Origin of the sequence: Novosphingobium oxfordense (assembly GCF_044029435.1) — a bacterium.
Classification (GTDB): Bacteria; Pseudomonadota; Alphaproteobacteria; order Sphingomonadales; family Sphingomonadaceae; genus Novosphingobium.
Genome location: NZ_CP147005.1, coordinates 2,050,933 through 2,070,098, shown reverse-complemented (window position 1 = coordinate 2,070,098; position 19,166 = coordinate 2,050,933). Strand labels below are relative to the sequence as shown.

Sequence of the window (19,166 nt, the reverse complement as noted above, 5' to 3'; positions counted from 1 at the left end):
AGGGGGACATTTTGATGGAACGCCACAATACTTCCCGCACCCGGGCTTCTTATGTCCGGACCGGCGGTCTTGCGCTGGGCGCCGCCATGGCTGCCGCGCTGCTGGTAAGCTGCGCCGGCCATACCTCGGTCGCCAGTTCCGGCGCTGCCGCTGTCGCGGCGACGGGCGAGCAGAATGACGTGGCGGTTGCCCGCGCCGAACAGCGCGTGGCGAAATCCTCACGCGATGTCCGCGCCCGTACCGCGCTGGCGCAAGCCTACCTTTCGGCAGGTCGCTTCGATTCTGCGGCCACGACGTTCGAAGACGCGATTTCGCTGGGTGACACGGATCCGCACACCGCGCTGGGCGCTGCGCTGGCCTATATCGGCGCTGGCCGCAATGCAGAGGCTCAGGCCGTGCTCCAGCGCGTGCAGGACAAGCTGCCGGCCAGCGACTACGGCCTTGCTGTCGCTCTGGCGGGCGATCCCGCTGCCGGCGTGACCATCCTGACCGACGTGGTGCGTGGCGGTGAAGCGACGCCCAAGGCACGCCAGAACCTTGCCTATGCCTATGCCCTCGACGGCCGCTGGAGCGAGGCCCGCCTGATCGCCTCGCAGGATCTTGCCGGCGACCAGCTGGAAGCGCGCCTGCACGAATGGGCCGCCAACGTAGCGCCCACGCAGGGCCGTGAGCGTATCGCCGCCCTGTTGGGCGCACCCTTACGCGGCGACGCCGGTCAGCCGGCGATGCTGGCGCTAAACCAGCCCGCCGAAAGTGCCCAGCTTGCCGTGGCCGACGTTCCGGCGCCGGCTGCCGCCCCGGCAACCGCGCCGGCCGGAGAACTTCCCGCCGTTCAGTCGGGCGAGAGTTTCTGGGGCGCGAACCAGCCTGACGAGGCCGCTCCGGCGCCGGTCCCGGCCGCTGTACCGGCCCCTGCGCCGCGAGTGGTTGCCGCAGTTGCCGAAGCCGCGCCGGTGAAGCATTTCGTGCCGGCTCCGGCCGCGCAGCAGAACCCGGCCGCCCGCCGTGTTGCAGCCGCAGTTCCGGCAAGCCGCCAGAAGGCGGTTTCCAGCCCGCCCGCCACGCATCTCGTCCAGCTTGGGTCGTTCCGCACCATGGACGGTGCCAAGCGGGCCTGGGTTCTCTTCCAGACGAAGAATCCGAAGCTGAAGGATCACGCGCTGCGCATCACCGAAGCGCAAGTGAACGGCCAGCGCTACTACCGCGTCGCCGCCCTGGGCTTCGACCGCGACAGCGCCGAATCGCTTTGCACGTCCGTGCGCAAGGGCGGGGCGGCTTGCCTTGCCTATGCCGAGAATCGTTCGCAGCCGGGCGCCATGCTCGCGAGCCGCTGACGCACTCGCTTTCTACCAGTTCCATGTGAACCTGAACGGCTCCTGTCCTCGGACAGGGGCCGTCTTTTTTATGGGAACGGCATCCGGGATTTTCCGCAACCGGCCTTGTCGCCCCCGCGAAGGCGAGGCCCGCTGCGTTAGGCGACGGGACGAATTCGCGAGGTCGGAAAAGGAAGCGGGATCCCCGCCATCGCGGGGATGACGGGGTGTTTGGATTTCGGCGTGGGCGGGAACGGGGCGGGCGGAAGATTCCCGCCCATGCCCTGAACCTTCTGGCTATTTCTGCAAAACTGCCATGCCACCCTTGAACAGCGCCACGGCGCGGCCTTGTACGGGCTGCTTGTCGAAGGGCGTATTGCCGGCAAGCGCCGCCATCTTGCCCGAATCCACGATCCACGGCCGGTCGGGCGCGATCACCGCGATGTCAGCCTCTGCACCCACTTCAATGCGGCCGGCATTGACGCCCAGCAGCTTGGCCGGATTGGCCGCGACCAGTTCGAACGCGCGCGCCATGGAGATCACGCCATCGCGCACCAGGTTCATGGTGTGCGGCAGCAGCGTCTCGGCGCCGGCCATGCCGGGCACCGAATCGGAGAACGGCAGGCGCTTGTCTTCCGGCCCGCGCGGGTCGTGGCCGGATGCGATCACGTCGATCGTGCCATCGCCGATGGCGGCGATCACCGCCTTGCGATCGTCTTCCGAACGCAGGGGCGGAGAGAGGTGCGCGAAGGTGCGGAAACCGGCCAGCGCAAGGTCGGACAGCATGAAGTAGGCCGGCGTCACGCCCGCCGTCACTTTCAGCCCGCGCGCCTTGGCCGCGCGCACGAGGTCCAGCCCCTTGGCGGTGGTCACCTTGCGGAAGTGGATCGGTGCGTTCGCCAGTTCGGCCAGCGCGATATCACGGGCGATGGCGATGGCCTCGGCTTCGGCCGGAGCCGAGGGAAGACCCAGTCGAGTCGCCATCTCGCCGGAAGTGGCCACGGCCTTGCCGACGATGCCCGCATCCTCGGAATGGGTCATCACCACCATGCCCAGCATGCCGGTATATTGCAGCAGGCGCAGCATCGTGCCCGAATCGCCGATCCAGCGGCGGCCGGTGGCGACAGCCTTGGCACCGGCATCGCGCATCAGCGCAATCTCGGCCAGCGAATTGCCTTCCAGGCCCTGCGTCGCGGCGGCGAGCGGGTGAACCCAGAAGTCCGGCTTGCCCGATTGCGCGGCGAAGCGGACGCGGGCCGGCACGTCCAGCGGCGGGTTCTGGTCCGGCATCAGCGCGGCGCGGGTGATGCCGCCGAAGTGGAAGGCCGGCTTGTCGATGGCGAAGACACCCAGATCGACCAGGCCCGGCGCGATCAGATGACCGCCGGCGTCATGCACGACATCGCCCGGCTGCGCCGTGACGTCCGCGCCGATCGCGGTGATGAAGCCGCCCTCGCAGCGCAGCGCGCCGGGGGCGATGGTGCCGTCGGCAAGGACCAGCTTGCCGTTGGTGATGGTGAGGGATGCCTGCGCGCTCATGCCCAGCCCTCCACATTGCGGGCTTTTCGCGTCAGCACGTCAAGGCAGGCCATGCGAATGGCGACGCCCATTTCGACTTGCGTGGTGATCTGCGAACGGCCGACCAGATCGGCCACGTTGGAGTCGATCTCGATGCCGCGATTCATGGGTCCCGGATGCATGACAAGGGCGTTGGGCTCGGCCTTGGCAAGCCGGTCGAGCGTCAGGCCGTAAAGGTGGCGATATTCGCGGGGGGAGGGGATAAACTGGCCTTCCATGCGTTCCAGCTGGAGGCGCAGCATCATCACCACGTCGGCACCCTTCAGCGCCGCGTCGAAATCGTGGAACACCTTCACGTTCATCCGCTCGATATCGGCGGGCATCAGTGCCGGCGGTGCGCAGACGCGCACTTCGGCGCCCAGCGAGGCGAGCGAAAGGATGTTCGAGCGGGCGACGCGGCTGTGCAGGATATCGCCGCAGATGCTGACGCGCAGGCCGTTGAAGGCGCGCTTGGCCTGGCGGATCGTCAGCGCGTCCAGCAGGGCCTGAGTCGGATGCTCGTGCTGGCCGTCACCGGCGTTGAGGACCGGGCAGTCGACCAGATCGCCGATCAGCTGCACCGCGCCGGAACTGGCATGGCGGATGACGATGGCATCGGCGCGCATGGCGTTCAGCGTCATCGCCGTGTCGATCAGGGTTTCCCCCTTCTTCACGCTGGAATTGGCAACCGCCATGTTCACGACGTCGGCGCCCAGGCGTTTGCCGGCGATTTCGAAGCTCAGCAGCGTGCGCGTCGAATTCTCGAAGAAGGCGTTGATGATCGTCAGGCCGGAGAGCAGATCGCGCCGCTTCTGCGTACCGCGATTCAGCTCGACCCACTGTTCGGCTTCGTCGAGGAGGAACCAGATCTCATGCGGGGCAAGACCGCCGATGCCCACGAGACCGCGATGCGGGAAGGCGAGGGCGCCTTCCGGATAGATATATTCTGGGGATGTCATCGAAGATCAGGCACTAGGCTCAGGTGGCCTCCGGCTCAAGCCTTTTGCGGAGTCTGTTTGGAAAATGCCCGAATGGGCATTTTCGCGGCGGCACCGGCCCACTCCCCCACCCGACCTCCCTCGAGTGTATCCTGATGGGTGGTCGGGTGGGGGAGTGGGCCGGTGCCGCCAAAATTCGCCTTTAGCGAATTTTCAAAACCGAAAATTAGACACAAGAGTTAAGCCATTACGGGAAACCTTCTTTCCCGGTCTGGCCGCGATGGCCGTGCGGGCGTATGCAAGTCTTTCTGAAAGGCTGGTGAATCCATGAAGTTCGCGCACAGGGTCTGGAAATTGCTGGTGGGCGTGAAGGACGCGCTGGCGCTGGTTTTCCTCTTGCTGTTTTTCGGCCTGCTCTACGCGGTGCTGACCTCGCGCCCGGCGGCCACCCGCATCCAGGACGGCGCGCTGCTGCTGGACCTCAACGGTTCCATCGTCGAGGAGAAGAGCCGGCCCGATCCGCTCAGCCTGCTGGCCAGCAGCCAGGCGCCCAGCGGGCAGTTCCAGGCGCGCGATATCGAACGCGCGCTGAAACTGGCGGCGACCGACAAGCGCATCAAGGTGGTCGTGCTCGACATGTCGCGCTTTCTGGGCGGCGGCATGGTCCATATCGAGGAAATCGGCCGCGCCATGGATGACGTGCGCAAGGCGGGCAAGCCGGTGATGACCTTCGCCAATGCCTATGCCGACGATGGCGTCCAGCTTGCCTCGCACGCCAGCGAAGTCTGGATCGATCCGATGGGCGGTGCCTTCGTCGCGGGGCCGGGCGGCAACCAGGTCTACTTCAAGGCGCTGCTCGATCGCTTCAAGGTCAACGCGCACGTCTTCCGCGCCGGCACCTACAAGAGCTTCGTGGAGCCCTATCTTCGCAACGACATGTCGCCCGCCGCGCGGGAGGCCTATCAGGATATCTACGGCGCGCTCTGGGGCAGCTACAAGGCGGACGTGGCGCGGGCGCGGCCCAAGTCGCAGCTGGACCGGATGACCGGCGATCCGCTGGCCTGGTCCAAGGCGACCGGCGGCGATTTCGCCGAAGGCGCGAAAGCGGCGGGGCTGGTCGATCGTATCGGCGACAAGAGCGAATTCGACGCGCGCGTGACCGAGATCGCGGGCGAGGACGATGCGCGCGACGATAACGACCTGCCTTATCGCCACACCGATCTTGCCGCATGGCTGCGGGCCAATCCGGAGAAGAAGGATGGCGCCAAGATCGGCGTCATCACCATCGCGGGTGAGATCGTCGATGGACAGGCTGGCCCGGGCCGGGCCGGCGGCGACCGCATCGCCCAATTGCTGGACGACAATATCGACGAAGGCTTCAAGGCGCTGGTCGTGCGCGTCGATTCGCCGGGCGGATCGGCCATGGCGGCCGAGCGGATGCGCCGCGCGATCGAGCGGTACAAGGCGAAGAAGATCCCGGTCGTCGTCTCGATGGGCAATCTTGCCGCCAGCGGCGGCTACTGGGTCTCTACGCCGGGCCAGACGGTGTTCGCACAGCCGGCGACGATCACCGGCTCGATCGGCGTCTTCGCGGTTGTGACCAGCTTCGAGAAGACGCTGGCGGAATATGGCGTCACCAGCGACGGCGTGAAGACCACGCCGCTTTCGGGGCAGCCCGATATCCTCGGCGGCTTCACGCCCGAGGTTGAAGGGATGCTGCAGGCTTCGGTCGAAAACACTTATGGCAAATTCGTCGGTCTGGCCGCGAAGGCGCGCAAGACCACGCCGGAAAAGATGGACGCTATCGCCCAGGGGCGCGTGTGGCCGGGATCGGAAGCGCAGAGGATCGGGCTTGTCGACAAGATGGGCGATCTGGATGCCGCACTCGCCGAGGCCGCACGGCTTGGCGGCGTGGGCAATGGCAAGTGGCATGCGGTCTACCTGGAGAGCGAGGAGGATACTTTCACGAAGTTCCTCAGCAACATGACCTCGCAGGCGCCGGACGACAGCGCGCGCATCCAGGCGGGCGCCTACGACTTTGCCAGCCTGGTCTCCCGCCGCCGCGAGGAGCAGGCATCGCGCGTGGCGGGGCAACTGTCGGCCATGCTCTCAAGCCGCGGAGCGCAGGCCTATTGCCTGGAATGTCCGGTGGTGCCGGGCAGCGCCCGCAAGGCGGATCAGATCTCGACGCTGCACATGCTGGCGAAGCTGGTCGGGTTCGACTGAGAACGGGAGGAACGCGCTAGCCTCACGCGCACAAACCGTCGTCCCCGCGCAGGCGGGGGCGCCGCTCTCTGCTTTTCAGAAACCTTTCGACGAGAGCCGTCGCTCAATCGGGCGGCGGCATCTCCAGCGGGCCGGTATCGGGTTGATCGAAATCCGGCCCCTCGGGCGGCAGTTCCTCGGGCAAGTCCGGCACGCCGGGCTCCATCGGCGGAACCGGCGTTTCGGGCGGGGTATTGCCGGGATCGTCTGCGGGTTGGGTGGCCATCTTGCCTCTCGCTTCGCTGATAAACCTTTACCTGGGACGTAACGCGCGGGCGGGCAAGTTGGTGCCACCGAATGGACCGGCGATCCATCGCGCGGCCGGAACGCCATGGCCCTTCCGCGCACAATGCGAATCGCCGCACTTGCCCTTTCCCGCGTGTCCTTATAAGGGCACGTTCCTTGAGTTTCTGGCTTTCATCCATGCGGGCGTGGCGGAACTGGTAGACGCGCTGGTTTTAGGTACCAGTATCGAAAGATGTGGGGGTTCGAGTCCCTTCGCCCGCACCAGTCTCGTCGCCCCGGGGGAGGGGAGCCGCGAGAATCGGCCCGTAGGCTCGTCGCATGGGCCCGTTGAATTGCACAGGAAGGCATTTGAAATGCAGATCGTCGAAACCACCAACGAGGGCCTCAAGCGCGCCTACACGGTGACCATTCCCGCCACGACCATCACCGAGCGCGTCGAAGGCGAAATCAAGAAGATCGCCCCGCAGGTAAAGATGCCCGGCTTCCGCGCCGGCAAGGTTCCCGCCAACCTGGTCAAGAAGATGCACGGCGAAGCGATCCACCAGGACGCGCTGAACGCCACCATCCGCGAAGCCATGGACAAGCTGGTTACCGACCACGCGCTGCGTCCGGCCATGAACCCCGACGTCGCCCTGGGCGAAGGGTACGAGCAGGGCAAGGACGCCGAGCTGACCGTCAGCCTGGAAGTTCTCCCCGTCATCGAAGCGCCCGCCATCGACGGTCTGAAGCTTGAAAAGCTGATCGTGCCGGTTTCGGAAGACGCCGTGACCGAAGCGGTTGAGCGCATTGCCTCGCAGCAGCAGCGTTTCGAAACCAAGGACGGCGCGGCCGCCGACGGCGACCAGCTGATCATCGACTTCACCGGCAAGCTGGACGGCGTCGAGTTCGACGGCGGCAAGGCCGAGAAGGCCCCGCTCGTGATCGGCGCAGGCCGCTTCATCCCCGGCTTCGAAGAGCAGCTGGGCGGCGCCAAGGCTGGCGACGAGCGCACCATCACGGTGACCTTCCCGGAGGATTACCCGGCCGCGAACCTCGCCGGCAAGGAAACCACCTTCGACATCGTCGTGCACGAAGTGAAGGCCCCGGCCGAATCGAAGCTGGACGACGACTTCGCGAAGGAACTGGGTCTTGAGAGCCTTGAGCAGCTCCAGGGCCTGCTGAAGGGCCAGCTGGAGCAGGAAACTGCCGGCCTGACCCGCACCGCGATGAAGCGCCAGCTGCTCGACCAGCTTGCCGCCGGTCATGACTTCGACGTGCCGCCGACCATGGTGGAAGCCGAATTCTCGCAGATCTGGCAGCAGCTGACCCAGGAAGCCGCGCAGGAAGAAGATCCCGCCGCCGCTCTGGCCGAGATCGAAGCCGAGAAGGACGACTACCGCAAGATCGCCGAGCGCCGCGTGCGCCTTGGCCTGCTCCTGTCGGAAATCGGCCAGACCAACGGCGTCGAAGTGACCGCGCAGGAAATGCAGATGCTGGTTGCGCAGGCTGCGCAGCAGTATCGTCCGGAAGACCGCCAGCGCTTCATGGAATACGTCCGCCAGGACCCGATGATGGCTGCCCAGCTCCGCGCGCCGCTTTACGAAGACAAGGTCGTCGACTTCCTCATCGAGAAGGCTGACGTCACCGAGCGTGAAGTGACCCGCGACGAACTGCAGGCCGCCATCGAAGCCGACACCGACGGCGAGAAGGCGACGGAAGCCAAGAAGCCGGCCGCCAAGAAGGCCCCGGCCAAGAAGGCTGCCGCCAAGAAGGACGAAGCTGCCGAGGAAGCCCCGGCCGCTGACGCTTCTGCCGAAGCCGCTGCCGAGGAAAAGCCGAAGAAGGCTCCGGCCAAGAAGGCCGCTGCCAAGAAGGACGAGGCTGCCGAGGCTGACGCCGAAGCCAAGCCCGCCAAGAAGGCTCCGGCCAAGAAGGCTGCCGCCAAGAAGGAAGACTGACCGCTTCCATCGGACAGACCGTCACGAAACGGCCCGGTGCAGCGATGCACCGGGCCGTTTTCGTTTCGGGCCCATTTTCAGCAGGAGACCATCATGCAGATTGCCGTTCTTACCTTCGAAGGGTTCAACGAACTGGATTCGTTCGTTGCGGCGGCCATCCTCAATCGCATGAAGCCGCAGGGATGGGCGGCCCACATCACGTCGCCAAGCGCGCGGGTCACATCCATGAACGGGGTGACGGTGGAGCGGCAAAAACCGCTGGAATTCGCGCAGGAGGCCGATGCGGTGCTGATCGGCAGCGGTATCCTGACGCGTGAGATTGCCGCCGATGCGGATCTTCTGGCGCGGATCAGGCTGGACCCCACGCGGCAGTTGATCGGGGCGCAGTGCTCCGGAACGCTGCTGCTCGCGAAACTGGGGCTGATCGGCGACTTGCCGGCCTGCACCGACCTGACGACGAAGCCCTGGGTGATCGAGGCCGGCGTCACCGTGATCGACGCGCCTTTCGTGGCCCATGGCAATGTGGCGACCGCCGGCGGCTGCCTTGCCTCGCAATACCTCGCCGCGTGGATGATTGCGCGCGGCAGTTCGCTGCACGATGCCGAACAGGCGCTGCACTACGTCGCCCCGGTGGGCGAGAAGACGGAGTATGTGGCGCGGGCCGTGGGGGCGGTGGCGCCCTATCTGGAACCGGCGGTGCCTGTGGCCTGAGCGCCATTGGGCGCCGCCTCCGCCACCCAGCCGTCTCCGATTCGGTGGACTTCGATAGCGTCCACCGCAAAGCCGCTGGCCCGCAAGTGGGCGAGGATCATGGCCCGGTCGAACCGCTGGAGCGAATCGTGCTCCGCCCAGAACAGGGTCGGGCAGCTCTGCGCCAACCTGCGCGACCCTTCCGGCTCCAGCGGAAAGCCGAACCGTCCGGCAACCTCGCGATAGGCCCAGGGGCCGACGGCAAGGTTGTCCGCCGGCGGCATCGCCATCACGTCGCCGTTCCAGAAGCGGTCGACATGGACCAGCGTGCCGGGACAGTCCTCCACTTGCCTGGCGATGAAGCGCGCCGTCCCGTACCAGGAATAGCGCGCCGCCGCCGTTCCGGTGTTCAGCACCAGTCCCCAGATCGAGAGGGGCAGCCCCACCGCCAGGAACAGCGCGGTCGCGCGCGGCCCCAGTCCGCGAAGCAGGCGCCCGCAGGCCAGCGCGATGCCCACGCTCACCGCGCCGACCATCGCGGTGAGGTACTTCTCGATCAGCATCGGGCGCAGCAGGTGTAGCGTGACCAGGATGGCCAGCCCGAGCACCACGCCGCTTGCCAATAGCGCCAGAGTGCTCACGCCGGCGCAGGCAGAGCGCGTCCGCATGAGATCGCGGCCCATCAGGGCGACGCCCAGCAGCGCACCTGCCAGCACCAGCGGATTGGCTTCGAGCGTGCGCAACAGCGCATATTCGATGGACCAGCGGGCCGTGGCGAAGCCGGACTCTATCCAGAACTTTTGGGTGTTGGCTTGCCAGTGCGGCAGCTGGATCAGGCAGATGGCGACGAAGATGGTGCCGGCGAGCACCGGTGCCGTCCCGATCGCCCGGGCATAAGTCCAGTCGCGCCGCACCAGCCCTGCCAGCAGGAAGGGCGCGATCAGCGCTCCTGCGATCAGGGTGGTCACGATATGGGTGTTGAAAGCCACCAATACGGTGATGGCATAGACCGCTCGCCGCGCGCGGGAGCCGCCTTCGCAAGTCAGCGACAGCGCGCTCAGCGACAGTGCGAGCAGCGTCCCCGCGCAGAGCGAGAGGAAGTAGGAGCGTAGCTCGCTGCCGCTCATAACCGACCATTGGTTGCCCGCCAGCATCAGCAGCAGCGCGGCGCTTGCCGGCAACAGGCGCGGCACATCGCGCACCACGACGGCGCCGCCGATCAGGGTGAGCACGCCGATGGCAAGGTTCAGCAGCCGGTGAGTCTCGACCGCGCCCATCCAGGCAGTCGCGCGGGCGAGGGCGTAGTAGAGCGGTGGATGATTGTCCGGCAGCCAGCTCCCGCCCAGCGCCTGGCCCCAGCCGAGGTCGGCGCGCGTGACGTATTGCGTGTAGAACTCGTCGTACCAGGGGCCGCGGTTCAGGCACGCCCAGGCGATCGCCATCGCGAGCGCGATGGCCGCGAGCACGATCGTGCCCACTTGAAACTTCTTGGACATGCTGGGCTCCCCCCGAAGCCGGCGACTGGGATTTTCCTTATCCGGCCAAGGGATGACCGAATTATGGAGAAAGGGCAACGAAAGGGTGAGCGATGTCTCCACGCATTCGGTCGGAACCGGCACAAGTTGCGCTGTGAAGGTCAATTGCCCCCCGATAGTTGTGTGTCCCGCATCGAATGAAGGGTTAAAGCCCTTGAACATCGGGCAGGGGCACGCGACATAGGCGGTCCAAACCAGAAGAGGACTCCCATGCTCGACCTGTTTGGCGCCTCGGGCGCCCAAGGAAAGTTCACTACCGACCCCGTTACCGGCGCACTGGTGCCGATGGTCGTCGAGCAGACCAGCCGTGGTGAGCGCAGCTTCGACATCTACTCGCGCCTGCTGCGCGAGCGTATCGTTTTCATCACCGGCGAAGTCGAGGACCACATGGCCTCGCTGATCGTCGCGCAGCTCCTGTTCCTCGAATCGGAAAATCCGTCGAAGGACATCTCGATGTACATCAACTCGCCGGGCGGCGTGGTGACGGCCGGCATGGCGATCCACGACACCATGCAGTACATCAAGCCGCGCGTTTCGACCGTGTGCATCGGCCAGGCCGCCTCGATGGGCAGCTTCCTGCTCGCCGCCGGTGAGCCGGGCATGCGCATCGCGCTGCCGAACGCCCGCATCATGGTGCACCAGCCCTCGGGCGGCGCACGCGGCATGGCTTCGGACATCGAGATCCAGGCGCGCGAGATCCTGCGGATGCGCAAGCGCCTGAACGATCTCTATGTTAAGTACACCGGCAAGTCGCTCGACGAGATCGAGAAGGCGATGGACCGCGACACCTTCCTCGAAGCCGAGGAAGCGCTGGCGTTCGGCCTCGTCGACAAGGTCTTCGAAACGCGGCCCGACGCCGACAAGCCGGCAGAAGCCTGAGTACGGCGGCCTGAGCATGAGTGAAGGTCGGTGCTTGCGGGTATCGACCTTCAGTTCTTTGCAACGGTTATCGGGGTACCCATATCGGGCTAGGATTGCAAAACCGGCCCCGTCCAAGGTAGACTCGACGAGTCGCCTGGAAATGGCCTAAAGACGGAAAATGACGAAATTGAGCGGATCTGACGCGAAAAGCACCCTGTACTGCAGCTTCTGCGGCAAGTCGCAGCACGAAGTGCGCAAGCTGATCGCGGGCCCCACGGTGTTCATCTGCGACGAATGTGTCGAGCTTTGCAACGACATCATTCGCGAAGAAACCAAGGCCGGGATTGCGGGCAAGAAGGACGGCGGCGTGCCGTCTCCCCGCGACATTTGCGAGACGCTGAACGACTACGTGATCGGGCAAGACCGCGCGAAGCGCGTGTTGTCGGTAGCGGTGCACAACCACTACAAGCGCCTGAAGCACAGCGGCAAGCAGGGCGATGTGGAACTGTCGAAGTCGAACATCCTGCTGGTGGGCCCCACCGGTTCGGGCAAGACGCTGCTCGCGCAGACGCTCGCCAAGACGTTCGACGTGCCCTTCACCATGGCCGACGCCACTACGCTGACCGAAGCCGGTTACGTGGGCGAGGACGTTGAGAACATCATCCTCAAGCTGCTCCAGGCTTCCGACTACAACGTCGAGAAGGCGCAGCACGGCATCGTCTACATCGACGAGATCGACAAGATCAGCCGCAAGGCCGAGAATCCGTCGATCACGCGCGACGTGTCGGGCGAAGGCGTGCAGCAGGCGCTGCTGAAGCTGATGGAAGGCACCACCGCTTCGGTTCCGCCGCAGGGCGGCCGCAAGCACCCGCAGCAGGAATTCCTGCAGGTGGACACGACCAACATCCTGTTCATCTGCGGCGGCGCCTTCGCAGGTCTTGAAAAGATCATTGCCGACCGCCTCCAGAAGCGTTCGATCGGCTTCGGCGCGCATGTCGCCGATCCGGACAAGCGCCGCGTGGGCGAACTGCTCCAGAAGGCGGAGCCGGAAGATCTGCTCAAGTTCGGCCTGATCCCCGAATTCGTCGGCCGTCTGCCGGTGATCGCGACGCTCAACGACCTCGACATCGAGGCGCTGGTCAAGATTCTGCGCGAACCGAAGAACGCGCTGATCAAGCAGTACGCCAAGCTGTTCGAGCTGGAAGACGTCGAACTGACCTTCACGGACGAGGCGCTTGAGGCGATCGCTCAGAAGGCCATCGACCGCAAGACCGGCGCGCGCGGCCTGCGCTCGATCGTGGAAGGGCTGCTGCTCGACACCATGTTCGACCTGCCGACCGAAGGCGATATCGCCGAAGTCGTCGTCGACAAGGACGTTGTGGAGGGCCGCAAGGAACCCGTCCGCGTGCTCAAGGGCGACAAGGCGGAAGCTGCGGCCTAAGTCCGCGCCGAAGCCAAAACCGAAAAGGGCCCGTCCGGATCTTCCGGGCGGGCCCTTTTCGTTGCCGGCCTTCGCCGGATATGCTTCCTCGGGGCGATGAAGCGCTATCTCTTCGTTTGCAGCCAGAACAAGCTGCGCAGCCCTACTGCCGAGCAGATCTTTTCCCAGCGGGGCGACATCGAAGTGGCCTCCGCCGGCACCAATGTCGATGCCATAGAGCCGCTGACCGGCGAACTGGTGGCATGGTCGGACGTGATCGTCGTCATGGAAAAGGCACATCGCACCAAAGTGCAGCGCAAGTTTCGCCGGCATCTGAATGGCCAGCGGATGGTCTGTCTGGATATCCCGGACGATTATGAATTCATGAATCCGGAACTGGTGCGCCTGCTGGAAACCCGCATGGCGCGGCATCTGCCGCCCCGGCCGGCAAGCCGGGGCGGACAGGAGGCTTAATTTCCGTCCGAAGGCGGCGGGGGAGGCGGGCCCATGCGATCGCCGCCGCCACGGCCACCGCCGAATCCACGCGGCGGCATCGGATCGCCCTTCTTCATCGTGCGCACAACCTGCCCATCACGGGAGATGGTCATCTGCTCGGTCTCGGTGGATTTGAGCAACCAGCCCTTGTCGCCCTGAACCCAGGTGTCGTGCGAAAGCTCGCTCATCGCGAAGACATGGCTCTGGCCATCGCGGTCCTGACGGTTGCCGGAAGCTTCCTGCCGCTGTTCGACCTCGGCGGTCTGGCCATTGACGGTCAACGAGACGATCGTGTTGGTCGACTTGCGGCTTGGGTCGACCGGGATGTTGGCGAGGCGGTCGATCATCTCGTCAGCGGTCATCGAATTGCCGCCCAGATCGGTGCGCTTGAAGTCGGGCGTCAGGAAAGGCTTGATATCGTCCGGCTCGCGCGTGTCCATCGCGGTCTTGAGGGCGGCGTAGCGCGCTTCAAGGTCGCTCTTGGTGTCGGCAAGCGCGGCGCCGGGCAGCAGGGCGCAGCCCAGTGCGGCGGTCAGGAAGAGGCGGGCGGGAAGTCGACGTGTCATCGCGGATTTGTCCATCCAGTCAGTGATAACAGTGAGTCCTAGACACCGCCCGGTATGTCGCAATCGGGATTATTGTACCTTATTGTCGCGGCGATTGCCCGGTGGGCCACCGGTTCAGACCACCGCTTCGCTCTCCAGCGCACATACCGCGTCGTCTTCGGTTTCGATCTGGATGGTCGGATGGCCGATCTTGAAGTTGTGCTCAAGGTCATGGGCAAGGTCGTGCAGGAAGGCGTCGCCCGGCTGGCCTTGCGGCATCACCAGGTGCGCGGTGAGGGCGGTTTCGGTCGTGCTCATCGGCCAGACGTGGAGGTCATGCACGCGCGCGACGCCGGGTCGATCTTCAAGGAACCGGCGCACGGCGGCGATATCGATGCTTTCGGGCACGGCCATCATGCCCATGCGCAGTGATTCCCGCAGCAGGCTCCAACTGGACCAGGCGATGACGGCGGTGATGATCAGCGAGGCCAGCGGATCGACCATCGCCCAGCCCGTCCACACGATCACGATGCCGGCAATTACGACGCCTGCGGAGACCGCCGCATCGGCCATCAGGTGCACGAAAGCGGCGCGCAAGTTGAGGTCGTCCTTGCTGCCCTTGGCGAAGAGCATCGCCGACAGCGCGTTGACCGCGATGCCCAGCGCGGCGACCACGATCATCGTCGTGCCGGTGACCGGCGCGGGTTCCGCAAAACGGCGGATCGTCTCGACCAGGATTGCGCCGATCGCCACCCAGAGCAGCGCCGCATTAGCGATCGCGGCAAGGATCGAGGAACTCTTTAGTCCGTACGTGAATCGTTCGGTCGGCGGGCGCGAGGCAAGCACGCTGGCCGCCCAGGCAAGCATGAGCGAAAGCACGTCCGACAGGTTGTGCCCGGCGTCGGCGAGCAGGGCCATCGAGTCGCTGATGAAGCCCGCGGCAACCTCGGCAATGACGAAGGCGAGGTTCAGGCCTACCGCAAGCGCGAATGCCCTGCCCACATTGCCAGGTACGGCGTGATGATGGTGACCATGATGATGGCCGTGATGGTGGCCGTGATGGTGGCCGTGATGGTGGTGGCCGTGATCGTGGCCATGATGCTGGTGTGCGACGCCCATGGACGCGGTGTCTGACATGATCGCCGCGGAAGCAGCAAGCTATGTCGTAACATGTCATGCACTTTCGGAGCGATGGATGGTGCAATGCACCCTTGAAACGGAAAGGTGGCAGGCGCTCTCGCGTGACATTTTTGCCGCACCGCACACAACGTGGATTTCCCTTAACTCACGGGAATCTGCGAAAAAAGCGTTTAGAAGACGGAACATTGCGCAATGTCGCAGAAAAATTACGCGTGAGTTGGCAGAAATGAATCCCGTGCGTCAGAGACTTGTCATATTGCGCTGCTCTTAGCAGCCGCAGCAAAGTCTGCGGCAGGGGCAAACCCTTCTGCAATCAATGCAACAACCCACTCTGAAGGCTCCAGGGGGCTAAGATGAAACTTCACTCCGTTCTCTCCACGGCGACCAGCACGCTGGCTGTCGGCGCTGCGTTCCTCGCAATGCCCGCATTCGCGCAGTCGACCGGTTCGACCCAGTTCGAAGAAGGCGCCATCGTCGTAACCGGCAATGTCCAGCGCGGCATCAGCGGCATTCAGCTGCCCGATTCGACGAAGACCAAGCAGGTCATCACCCAGGACATGATCGCCAACCAGCGCGCCGGCCAGTCGGTGCACGAGCTGGTCAACCTGGTTCCCGGCGTCAGCTTCCAGAACAACGATCCCTACGGTTCGTCGGGCGGCACGCTGAACATCCGCGGTTTCGACGGAAGCCGCATTTCGCTGACGTTCGACGGTATTCCGCTGAACGACACCGGCAACTATGCACAGTATTCGAACCAGCAGCTCGATTCCGAACTGATCGAACAGATCAACGTGAACCTGGGCACCACCGACGTCGACAGCCCGACCGCTGCGGCTTCGGGTTCGACGGTGAACTACCGCACGCGCAACCCCACCGAAGACTTCCACGTCAACATGCGCGGTTCGATCGGTGAGTACGGCTACTTCCGCATGTTCGGCGTGGTCGACACCGGCGTGTTCACCGGCATCGGCACCCGCGCGTTCTTCGCGGCCAGCCACTCCGAGAACGAGAACCCGTTCCAGCGTTCGAGCGACATCAACAAGAACCAGTTCAACGCCAAGATCTACCAGCCGATCGGCGATAACGGCGACTTCATCTCGATCGCCGGTAACTACAACGTCAACCGCAACCGCAACTTCTCGTCGGTTCCGCTGCGTACCGACAGCTCGATCTTCGCGGTAAGCGGCACCTCGCCGAACCAGACCCTGACGACCACCGACCGCGTCGTCGGCTCGGGTTCGACCAACCGCTTCCCGACCACCAAGGATGAGCGCGACTACACGCTCGCCGCTTGCCAGGTTTCCGCGGCACGTGCCGGCGTCGTCGATTCGCCGAACACTTGCGGCACTCGTTATGACGAGAGCTACAACCCGTCGAACACCGGCAACATCCGCGTCAACTCGCGTTTCGGGCTGACGGACAAGCTTACGCTGACGGTTGATCCGAGCTACCAGTACACCAAGGCCAATGGCGGTACCGGCGCGGTTACCGGCTATGAAGGCACCTATACCCGCAAGGCGAGCGGCGCGAACGCTGCCATCACCACCCCGATCTACGGCTACATCGGCGGCAAGCCCTACTTCGGTGGCGTCGATCTCAATGGCGACGGCGACACGCTCGACAGCGTGACCGTCTACGCGCCCAGCGAGACCAAGACCAACCGCTTCGGCGTCATCGCCAACCTGATCTGGAACCCGATCGATGGTCAGACCTTCCGTCTGAACTACTCGCTCGACTACGGTCGTCACCGTCAGACCGGCGAAGCCGCTTTCGTGCGCCAGAACGGCCTGACCTCGGAATACTTCCCTGAAGACAATCCGATCCTCGATGCGTCGGGCGATCCGATCCAGAAGCGCAATCGCAAGTCGATCGCGATGCTGAACCAGGTTTCGGGTGAATATCGCGGTGAATTCCTCGACAAGCGCCTGACCGTCAACCTTGGCGTCCGTTCGCCCTGGTTCACGCGTAAGCTGGACAACAAGTGCGTGACCGAGGCCGGCGGCGCCTATGTCGACTGCTTCAACGACACCGTTTCGCAGGCGGCCTTCCTCGCTGCTACGCCGGGTGCCGTTGGTCCGACGAAGCGCACGTATCACTTCCACAAGATCCTGCCGACCGCCGGCGTGAACTTCTCGGTGATCGACAACCTGAGCGTCTATGCCAACTACACCAAGGGCATGCAGGTTCCGGGCACGGACAACCTGTACCAGTCGCTGGGCTTCACCTCGGGCCAGGCCCTGCCGAAGCCGGAAACCACCGACAACGTCGATGTCGGCACGCGCTATATCTCCGGCAAGTTCCAGGCTCAGCTCTCGGGCTGGTACACCTGGTTCAGCAACCGTCTGGCCTCGTCCTACGACCCGGTGCTCGACGTTACGCTCTATCGTAACCTTGGCAAGGTTCACAAGTACGGCCTCGACGGCAGCGTCGGCTACTCGCCGATCCCCGAAGTCACGCTCTATGCGTTCGGCTCGGTGCTGAAGTCGAAGATCATGGACAACGTCCAGTCGGGCGTGGATGCCAACGACAATCCGACCTACTACCTGACCAAGGGCAAGCGCGAAGGCGGTGCTCCGACCTACATGTTCGGCGGTCGCGTTCAGGGCGTCGTCGGTCCGGTCATGCTGGGCGCGCAGTTCAAGCGCACCGGTCCGCGTTACGTGAACGACCAGAACGTCGCGATTACCTCGAGCTACACTCTCAACGGCGCGGTCACGAACTATCAGGTCTATGGCGCCAAGACCCCGGCCTACAACGTGGTCGACCTCGACGCCAAGGTGAAGCTGGGCTTCCTGGGTCTGAACGATCAGACCTTCCTGCAGCTCAACGTCACCAACCTGTTCGACAAGCTCTATGTCGGCGGTTTCTCGTCGAACACCTCGTCGACTTCGATCCCGTATGCCTACATCGGTTCGCCGCGCACTGTCAGCGGCACCATCTCGGTGGGCTTCTGATCGACCGATATCGCGTCACGCGAAACAGGGGAGGGGAGAGAACTTCGGTTCTCTCCCCTTTTTTGTTGCGTGAAACGAAGGCCTTTCGCGTAATTCCACTGCCGAACTAGAACGCGGGAGCGGGGCGAAGATGGCCGAAGCGAATGAAGCGTCCCGACTGATCGACGCGCGGATTGCGGAGCTGGGTGACTGGCGCGGTGAACTGCTCGCGCGTCTAAGGGCGGTCGTGCTCAGGGCAGATCCCGAAATCATCGAGGAATGGAAGTGGCGGGGCGTGCCGGTCTGGTCGCGCGGCGGCATCGTGACTACGGGCGAGACCTACAAGGCCGTGGTCAAGCTGACCTTCGCGAAGGGAGCTTCGCTGGCCGATCCGAACGGCCTGTTCAACGCCAGCCTCGACGGCAACACGCGCCGCGCGATCGATTTCCATGAAGGCGACGCGGTGGACGAAGCGGCGCTGACCGCGCTGGTGCACGAGGTTGTCGCGCTCAACCTGGCGAAGAAGAAGCCCGCCCGCGCGCAGTGAGCGGTTTCAAGCTTGGGAATTGCCCCAGCATGGAATCCGGCCGTTCGAATCGAACGGGCCGGAACAGCTCAATCGTAGACGCAGGAATTGAAGCCTTCGCGCTTCACGGTGCCGATGCGCGCGGCGATGATGTTGCCGTAGCGGCGGGTGAAGCCCGAAGGGTTCTTCACGTCGCGGGTCTTGGGGCTGGGCAGGGCGGCGGCGATGCGCGCGGCTTCGATCGGGGTGAGGTTGGTTGCCGATTTGCCGTAGTAGCGCTGCGCACCCGCTTCCACGCCGTAAGTGCCGATCCCGGTTTCCGCGACGTTCAGATAGACTTCCATGATCCGGCGTTTGTCCCACAGGTTTTCGATCAGGAAAGTGAACCAGACCTCGAAACCCTTGCGCAGATAGCGGGTCCAGCCATCGCCCTGCCAGAGGAAGACGTTCTTGGCAGTCTGCTGGCTGATCGTAGAGCCGCCGCGAATGCGGCCGCCTGCGGCATTGCGTTCGAACGCCTTCTCGATGGCGTCGGTGTCGAAGCCATTGTGCGTGCAGAACTTGCCATCCTCGCCGGCGATGGCGGCGGCGACCATGTTGCGGTCGATCCGACTCAGGGGCTGCCAGTCCTTGGTGATGCCGTTGCCGTCGACCAGCATCGTCACCGTCACGGGCGGCGGAACGAAGCGGTAAAGCACGGTCACGCCCACGCTGATGGCGACGAAGCAGACGATGATCTTGGCAGTGAGGCGGAGCAAGCTAGGA

The 19,166-nt window shown here is 64.5% G+C and carries 16 protein-coding genes and 1 tRNA gene; 10 read left to right on the top strand and 7 right to left on the bottom strand.

Features of this window, described 5'->3' with window-relative positions:
• Window positions 1-14: 14 nt before the first annotated feature.
• Window positions 15-1,334 (top strand): tetratricopeptide repeat protein, encoded by a 1,320-nt coding sequence (locus WBP07_RS09615; protein ID WP_395390803.1) that lies wholly within the window; start codon window positions 15-17, stop codon window positions 1,332-1,334.
• Between the two features lie 276 nt (window positions 1,335-1,610).
• Here the strand turns inward: WBP07_RS09615 and WBP07_RS09610 are convergent, their stop codons facing one another.
• Window positions 1,611-2,852, bottom strand: a complete 1,242-nt coding sequence (locus WBP07_RS09610; protein ID WP_395390802.1) for a dihydroorotase family protein — start codon at window positions 2,850-2,852, stop codon at window positions 1,611-1,613.
• Window positions 2,849-3,829 carry an aspartate carbamoyltransferase catalytic subunit gene (locus WBP07_RS09605; RefSeq protein WP_395390800.1) on the bottom strand — a complete coding sequence of 327 codons (981 nt, stop codon included), beginning with the start codon at window positions 3,827-3,829 and terminating at the stop codon, window positions 2,849-2,851. Before WBP07_RS09605 ends, WBP07_RS09610 begins: the two co-directional genes overlap by 4 nt.
• Window positions 3,830-4,135: 306 nt before the next feature.
• Here WBP07_RS09605 and sppA point away from each other — a divergent pair, with 306 nt between their 5' ends.
• A complete protein-coding gene (gene sppA / locus WBP07_RS09600; RefSeq protein WP_395390799.1) occupies window positions 4,136-6,034 on the top strand; it encodes a signal peptide peptidase SppA in 1,899 nt (632 codons plus the stop codon).
• Window positions 6,035-6,137: 103 nt separating this feature from the next.
• On the opposite strand, the gene WBP07_RS09595 is transcribed toward sppA, so the two are convergent.
• Complete coding sequence (locus WBP07_RS09595; protein ID WP_395390798.1) at window positions 6,138-6,299, bottom strand: hypothetical protein; 162 nt, start codon at window positions 6,297-6,299, stop codon at window positions 6,138-6,140.
• A gap of 199 nt (window positions 6,300-6,498) precedes the next feature.
• Between WBP07_RS09595 and WBP07_RS09590 the strand changes: the two genes are divergently transcribed.
• The 3 genes from WBP07_RS09590 (at window position 6,499) to WBP07_RS09580 (ending at window position 8,967) form a co-directional block, all read left to right on the top strand.
• Window positions 6,499-6,583, top strand: a tRNA-Leu gene (locus tag WBP07_RS09590).
• 89 nt (window positions 6,584-6,672) lie between these two features.
• Window positions 6,673-8,256, top strand: a complete 1,584-nt coding sequence (gene tig / locus WBP07_RS09585) for a trigger factor (protein WP_395390797.1) — start codon at window positions 6,673-6,675, stop codon at window positions 8,254-8,256.
• 93 nt (window positions 8,257-8,349) lie between these two features.
• Window positions 8,350-8,967, top strand: a complete 618-nt coding sequence (locus WBP07_RS09580; RefSeq protein ID WP_395390796.1) for a DJ-1/PfpI family protein — start codon at window positions 8,350-8,352, stop codon at window positions 8,965-8,967.
• Here the strand turns inward: WBP07_RS09580 and WBP07_RS09575 are convergent.
• Window positions 8,937-10,442, bottom strand: coding sequence for a hypothetical protein (locus WBP07_RS09575; protein WP_395390795.1), 1,506 nt, complete (start codon window positions 10,440-10,442; stop codon window positions 8,937-8,939). The genes WBP07_RS09580 and WBP07_RS09575 overlap by 31 nt on opposite strands.
• Window positions 10,443-10,691: 249 nt before the next feature.
• On the opposite strand from WBP07_RS09575, the gene clpP reads away from it, so the two are divergent.
• From clpP to WBP07_RS09560, 3 genes are all read left to right on the top strand, one after another.
• A complete protein-coding gene (clpP, locus tag WBP07_RS09570) occupies window positions 10,692-11,360 on the top strand; it encodes an ATP-dependent Clp endopeptidase proteolytic subunit ClpP (protein ID WP_395331556.1) in 669 nt (222 codons plus the stop codon).
• Window positions 11,361-11,520: 160 nt separating this feature from the next.
• Window positions 11,521-12,783 carry an ATP-dependent Clp protease ATP-binding subunit ClpX gene (gene clpX / locus WBP07_RS09565; protein WP_395390794.1) on the top strand — a complete coding sequence of 421 codons (1,263 nt, stop codon included), beginning with the start codon at window positions 11,521-11,523 and terminating at the stop codon, window positions 12,781-12,783.
• A gap of 96 nt (window positions 12,784-12,879) precedes the next feature.
• The gene (locus WBP07_RS09560; protein WP_395390793.1) at window positions 12,880-13,236 is read left to right on the top strand and encodes a low molecular weight protein tyrosine phosphatase family protein; all 357 of its coding nucleotides are present in this window, start codon (window positions 12,880-12,882) and stop codon (window positions 13,234-13,236) included.
• Here the strand turns inward: WBP07_RS09560 and WBP07_RS09555 are convergent.
• On the bottom strand, window positions 13,233-13,823 hold the full coding sequence (locus tag WBP07_RS09555; protein WP_395390792.1) for a nuclear transport factor 2 family protein: 591 nt from the start codon (window positions 13,821-13,823) through the stop codon (window positions 13,233-13,235). The genes WBP07_RS09560 and WBP07_RS09555 overlap by 4 nt on opposite strands.
• A 114-nt stretch (window positions 13,824-13,937) precedes the next feature.
• Window positions 13,938-14,804 (bottom strand): cation diffusion facilitator family transporter, encoded by an 867-nt coding sequence (locus tag WBP07_RS09550; RefSeq protein ID WP_395390791.1) that lies wholly within the window; start codon window positions 14,802-14,804, stop codon window positions 13,938-13,940.
• Between the two features lie 491 nt (window positions 14,805-15,295).
• Here WBP07_RS09550 and WBP07_RS09545 point away from each other — a divergent pair, with 491 nt between their 5' ends.
• Both WBP07_RS09545 and WBP07_RS09540 read left to right on the top strand, forming a co-directional pair.
• Complete coding sequence (locus tag WBP07_RS09545) at window positions 15,296-17,896, top strand: TonB-dependent receptor (RefSeq protein ID WP_395390789.1); 2,601 nt, start codon at window positions 15,296-15,298, stop codon at window positions 17,894-17,896.
• Window positions 17,897-18,026: 130 nt separating this feature from the next.
• Window positions 18,027-18,422, top strand: coding sequence for a DUF1801 domain-containing protein (locus tag WBP07_RS09540; RefSeq protein WP_395390788.1), 396 nt, complete (start codon window positions 18,027-18,029; stop codon window positions 18,420-18,422).
• A gap of 68 nt (window positions 18,423-18,490) precedes the next feature.
• On the opposite strand, the gene mtgA is transcribed toward WBP07_RS09540, so the two are convergent.
• Window positions 18,491-19,159 (bottom strand): monofunctional biosynthetic peptidoglycan transglycosylase, encoded by a 669-nt coding sequence (mtgA, locus tag WBP07_RS09535; RefSeq protein WP_395390786.1) that lies wholly within the window; start codon window positions 19,157-19,159, stop codon window positions 18,491-18,493.
• Window positions 19,160-19,166 lie beyond the last annotated feature (7 nt).